The following is a 4,436-nucleotide window of genomic DNA, read 5'->3' on the forward strand; positions in this document are numbered from 1 at the left end:
GGATCAGCAATGGTAAATCGAGGTATGGCAAGTTAAAGAAAAGGCGAAATCAGATAAAAGCCCCCAATTTTTTATTATAACATGAAAATTTTAGATATTTATCAATTCATTTGCAAACCACTATAATCATAGTCCGGGCCGCACCAACATGTTTATCAATATAGGAATCTGCGTATCCCTCTTTCTTTCTCATGATCTGGTATTCTTTCAAATCTTCCGGTGTCACTTCATTGATTATGGTTTCACCAAAAAGAGCGTTAAAACTCCCAAGATTATTTCTTAAATCTTTAAAATAGCCAAGTTCTTTAATAGATGTCAGATCCAAATACCAGGATGTCAATTCATTGAATGTAAGTTTGGCTGCCGGCAGCATATCAAACACCCTACCCTCTTTTTTTTGAACCTTTCGTTTGCCATCGGCCGCCCTGGCATCCTCAATTGATATTCCAACGTATTCTTTCCGCTGCTTATACTTGGCCACCCGCTTCCCGTCTTTGATGGTGTAGCCGTCTGGAATGCGAAACTGAATCCAGTATTTTATTTTCTGAGATTTTTTGAACCGGACCAAATTAGCACCACATTTACATTTTTTGTTCTTGATTGCCTGTTTGTGATTACAAATTGGACACTCTTGAAGAATTGCCATAATAGCCCCCACCAGATCAACCTGCCTGATCCTCTGCAATATTCACGATATTGAAATACAACCGGCCGCAACGCTTCCTTGGCTTAACCGGAAAAGGGTATTTCGCATTTTTTCTCAAGGCGTTATATATCGTCTGTACGCTTCTAAACCCATACGCTTGTGCGGTCTCCTCCACGGTTAACAAGGTTTTACCAGGGAATTGTTTTTTCAATTCTTCCAATGTTAATTGAATAGCTGTTTCGGTGAAATCGGTTTCAATTTGCATGAATGACCTCCTTTCCCCAGTTGCCGATTTTCCCGGTAAGCTGTTTAAGGCCCGACAGATCCGGCAGACAATTCATAACGCCGGCACCGACAGCATGGGCACGATAGGCCCGGACAAAGTCTTTATGCCACCACTTGAGTTCGTCCTCCACCACATGGGATGCCCAAGAGCCATACCGCCACCTGGTGGACATCAGGTGCTTGGTGATAGGATCTTCAAATTCAGGGATAACCCCTTTCCCATGCCGATGCAAATGATCAAGCACTTTGTTTGCCTCAATTTCTGCACGGTCTTCAACAGGGATGTTTCCGCTTGCGGCATCTATGGTGCTGATAAAATCGCCTACAGTAGGCATGGTGTTAAACCTGTGAGTCTTCAAAAGCTTGGTGGCGGCCTGCCCAACCTGGTCAATGCTGAATTCTTTCATGGCCTCGAATCTCATCATTAAACCGTTTGTGCTCAAGTTTGTTCCAGGATAGTTCTCTGCAAGGCCAAACATAATCTCACCAAATCTTTTCCCATCGTTTTCAAATATCATGCGGTGGCCCTCCCTCTCTTGCTTAAAGCGGCAAATTCAAGACAGGCAGCAAGGTTTCTATCCATCCGCTGTGAACCGGTGACAGAGGCACTAGAAAATTGACCGCTCCCGAAAAGATTCTGCCCAAAGGGGTTGCTGTTGTTATCCATGGCATCCAAGAAACCCTCACCCCACTTGTTTTTTAGCGTTTTATCCAGGTACGCCTTAAACTGCATACTTCCGCCCCGGACATTGGCCCCGGCATAAGCCACAGCCTCTTTCACCTCATGTTCCGGATAATCCATGACAGCCTTGTTCACCAGGGACAAAACCACAGGAGTTTGATGCTGTTCAGGAATTAAATTTATAATCTCATTGGTGGTGGACGACGACGACATAGGGAGCAGCTGCTCATTGATAACCTGCTTAGCCTCGCGCGCGCGTGTAGTCGTTGTTACCTTCAGTATTTGTTTAATATCAGTATTTATTATAGGGGCGGTTTCCTTGATTACGGTTTCCGTCATGCGGTTTTCCGTAATGCCGGTATCCTTGATATGGGGTTCCTGAACCTGGACTTCCTGGGGTTGGGCCTCTTGGCCGCCTGGTTCAGGATCGGGGTCCAGATGGGTGGTTTCTTCATGGACCTGCTCTGATTTGAGTGATACCTCTTCCCGGCTGGTTTGGCCTTTACTTTCACATACGGTGTATTCAATCCCGATAATCCGCCCGTTCTTGTCCCTGGTGACCTCCTTCCGGATATACCCGGCCTCCTCCAACTCTTTAACGGCGGATCTGATGGCGGCGTTTCCGGTTTTGCCGGTTCTCACCAGGTGCTTTATATTCAGGTTCCAATTCTCCGGACGACACAGCAAACGAACGAGAACTCCCCTTGCTTTGTCGGATATGGTTTCATCCAGGAGAACGGCATTTGACAGAATGGTGAAGTTAGATTTATTTTCGGCTTTTACTATCATTGCGCCACCTCCACTGGAAAAGGAATTATCTCAGCAAGACAAGAGGGATAAGCCTCATTGTAAAACTCCTCGATTTTCTTTATTGCATAGCAAAGGTCTAAAGAACTGTCCTTGATTAGCTCCATACGATCAAGCAAAACAGATAATGAATGGTCTTGTGGAAAAGAAATTGTTTGTACACATATCTGGGCCACGTTGCAAACCCGCCTGAATTCTTCCCGGCCGTCATTGTGAAGCCTGGTGACCATCTGCCTCCAGGTGGGGGTCTTGCTGGATGGTAGTTGAACGATATTGTCTTTCATATGCCCACCTCCTGATGAAACGGAACAAATACGCTGTTTGAATATTCAAGACCATTGGAAGTATAGTTTCCAATTCGATAGATCCAGCCACCAGGGACGCGCAAAACTTCAACGTCCTGGTCGTAGCCTTCCAGTTCAAACGCTGTCTTTTCGTGAATTTTCAGATCGTAAATTTTTTCTGCGGCTTGCCTGGCTTCTAAGTCCAGGTTTGCGGTGGGTGTTGCGGTATGGGAATTTTGCTCCATTGTAGGGCCTCCTTGAAATTTGAAAAACTATTAATGTTTTCAAATGTCCCAAAGAGGGCCTGAAAATTGACACTGCTTATGAAAAGCTGTATAAAAGAAGTGTCTTGGGCTTAATGCGTGGTGGCATTTCTCCGGGACATTTGACCCCTTGGCGTATGACATATGGTGTTCCCGCACCGTCATACTGTCAGGGGGTTTTCTTATTTGTTTTTTAGATCAGAATGAGGAACATAATACACGGGATCTTCTATTCTGACTTTATCCTCCTCTTTTGTATCTTCTTGATACTGATTGAGATATTTTTGAGTCAATTTTGTGAATCTTCCAGATTCGCCAATATCCTCATAACAAATCCCATCTTCATCATCGCTAATTTCTTTTCCGGGCTCAGGTTCAAGTTCATCAATGAACATTTCAAGTGCTTGTACTATCAGGTCATTTAAAATTGCGCTTTTTGTCTTATTGGGAAACATTTCACAAATTGCATCAATTCTTGCTGAAGCCAGAATAGGCAGACGTATAGATGTTTGCCGTGAAGATGGTGGCGAATTATCCGGATTATACCACTTAGCTTTGAAAGAATACTTATCCATGGTGAGAAGCAGACATTTGATCAACGCCAAGAGATACAAGAGATACAAGATCACAAATAATTTGATTTTTAGAAACATTTGGATAACGTGAAATAAAATTATCTATTTGGGCCTCAAGATCAAGAGGCAACCGAATAGATATTTGTTTAGAACTCACCTTTCCATTCTTTGATAACATTGACCAAGTTGTTTCAATAGATTTTTTTTTCATGACAAAAACCTCAATTGTGTTTTTATAACAGTTTTAAAAATTACATACCATTAAAAAACTGACAAGGTCAATCTTTTTTTGTCAATTAATTTGATATTCTTTCTGCAAGAAAATCTGCGATTGCAACAGAAATAACACCGTTTCTTGAGGCACCAATCTCAGAACAATAACTATCTAACTTTTTCGATAATGTGGGGGAAAGACGCAAAGACACACTCACTGGTTCACTAATTTTGGAGGTAGTCGGGGTAGCCGAGGGAGCGGGTCTATTCATAGGCTTTTTTCTTCTACTCATAAAATCATCTCCATTTATTATGATATTTTATAGATATTATAATAATATTATATTTATATGACAATGAAAAATAAGGGCGATTTGGGGGGTACATGTTATACGGGCCTGTACCCCTACGGGCATCCCCGGCCCGCTCGGATCGGGTCAGAGGGAGTCCATTGACTCCCGTCTGCCCACAGAACCGTGCGTACGGGTCCGTACACGGCTCCTCATGTGACTTTTATCCATTGACGAAGGCTAAACCAATGCTTCATCTTGTCAGTTGATCTTATCACCTGCCCTAATCCGTTGATAAACCAGCGATTAGGGTAGGCTCTATGTAGGGCGTATGTCCAGGATGTGGCCCATCTTCCTTTGTTTGAAAAGGCGGTTGAACTCGCCGATCGCT

General features: G+C 43.4%; 9 protein-coding genes. All 9 read right to left on the minus strand.

Annotated elements, in window-relative coordinates:
* Positions 1–106: 106 nt before the first annotated feature.
* Complete coding sequence (locus HXW94_RS18105; protein WP_178368296.1) at positions 107–646, minus strand: hypothetical protein; 540 nt, start codon at positions 644–646, stop codon at positions 107–109.
* A 16-nt stretch (positions 647–662) separates the two neighbouring features.
* Complete coding sequence (locus tag HXW94_RS18110) at positions 663–911, minus strand: hypothetical protein (RefSeq protein ID WP_178368297.1); 249 nt, start codon at positions 909–911, stop codon at positions 663–665.
* Entirely contained in the window at positions 901–1,449 is a 549-nt protein-coding gene (locus tag HXW94_RS18115) for a hypothetical protein (RefSeq protein ID WP_218576805.1), read from the minus strand. Before HXW94_RS18115 ends, HXW94_RS18110 begins: the two co-directional genes overlap by 11 nt.
* Positions 1,446–2,402 (minus strand): eS19 family ribosomal protein, encoded by a 957-nt coding sequence (locus HXW94_RS18120; protein WP_178368299.1) that lies wholly within the window; start codon positions 2,400–2,402, stop codon positions 1,446–1,448. The genes HXW94_RS18115 and HXW94_RS18120 overlap by 4 nt, the downstream gene beginning before the upstream one ends.
* Positions 2,399–2,704, minus strand: coding sequence for a hypothetical protein (locus HXW94_RS18125; RefSeq protein WP_178368300.1), 306 nt, complete (start codon positions 2,702–2,704; stop codon positions 2,399–2,401). Before HXW94_RS18125 ends, HXW94_RS18120 begins: the two co-directional genes overlap by 4 nt.
* Positions 2,701–2,949, minus strand: a complete 249-nt coding sequence (locus HXW94_RS18130; protein ID WP_178368301.1) for a hypothetical protein — start codon at positions 2,947–2,949, stop codon at positions 2,701–2,703. Before HXW94_RS18130 ends, HXW94_RS18125 begins: the two co-directional genes overlap by 4 nt.
* Positions 2,950–3,149: 200 nt before the next feature.
* Positions 3,150–3,542, minus strand: coding sequence for a hypothetical protein (locus HXW94_RS18135; protein WP_178368302.1), 393 nt, complete (start codon positions 3,540–3,542; stop codon positions 3,150–3,152).
* Positions 3,535–3,753: a hypothetical protein gene (locus tag HXW94_RS18140; protein ID WP_178368303.1), complete on the minus strand. Its 219-nt coding sequence runs from the start codon at positions 3,751–3,753 to the stop codon at positions 3,535–3,537. Before HXW94_RS18140 ends, HXW94_RS18135 begins: the two co-directional genes overlap by 8 nt.
* Positions 3,754–3,838: 85 nt before the next feature.
* On the minus strand, positions 3,839–4,048 hold the full coding sequence (locus HXW94_RS18145; RefSeq protein WP_178368304.1) for a hypothetical protein: 210 nt from the start codon (positions 4,046–4,048) through the stop codon (positions 3,839–3,841).
* Positions 4,049–4,436: the final 388 nt, after the last annotated feature.

Source organism: Desulfobacter latus (assembly GCF_013389365.1).
GTDB classification, from domain to species: domain Bacteria; phylum Desulfobacterota; class Desulfobacteria; order Desulfobacterales; family Desulfobacteraceae; genus Desulfobacter; species Desulfobacter latus.

Excerpts from the sequence above, each read along its gene's own strand:
- HXW94_RS18105 (WP_178368296.1), bottom strand. The coding sequence starts at position 646 with ATGGCAATTCTTCAAGAGTGTCCAATTTGTAATCACAAACAGGCAATC.
- HXW94_RS18110 (WP_178368297.1), bottom strand. The coding sequence starts at position 911 with ATGCAAATTGAAACCGATTTCACCGAAACAGCTATTCAATTAACATTG.
- HXW94_RS18115 (WP_218576805.1), bottom strand. The coding sequence starts at position 1,449 with ATGATATTTGAAAACGATGGGAAAAGATTTGGTGAGATTATGTTTGGC.
- HXW94_RS18120 (WP_178368299.1), bottom strand. The coding sequence starts at position 2,402 with ATGATAGTAAAAGCCGAAAATAAATCTAACTTCACCATTCTGTCAAAT.
- HXW94_RS18125 (WP_178368300.1), bottom strand. The coding sequence starts at position 2,704 with ATGAAAGACAATATCGTTCAACTACCATCCAGCAAGACCCCCACCTGG.
- HXW94_RS18130 (WP_178368301.1), bottom strand. The coding sequence starts at position 2,949 with ATGGAGCAAAATTCCCATACCGCAACACCCACCGCAAACCTGGACTTA.
- HXW94_RS18135 (WP_178368302.1), bottom strand. The coding sequence starts at position 3,542 with ATGGATAAGTATTCTTTCAAAGCTAAGTGGTATAATCCGGATAATTCG.
- HXW94_RS18140 (WP_178368303.1), bottom strand. The coding sequence starts at position 3,753 with ATGAAAAAAAAATCTATTGAAACAACTTGGTCAATGTTATCAAAGAAT.
- HXW94_RS18145 (WP_178368304.1), bottom strand. The coding sequence starts at position 4,048 with ATGAGTAGAAGAAAAAAGCCTATGAATAGACCCGCTCCCTCGGCTACC.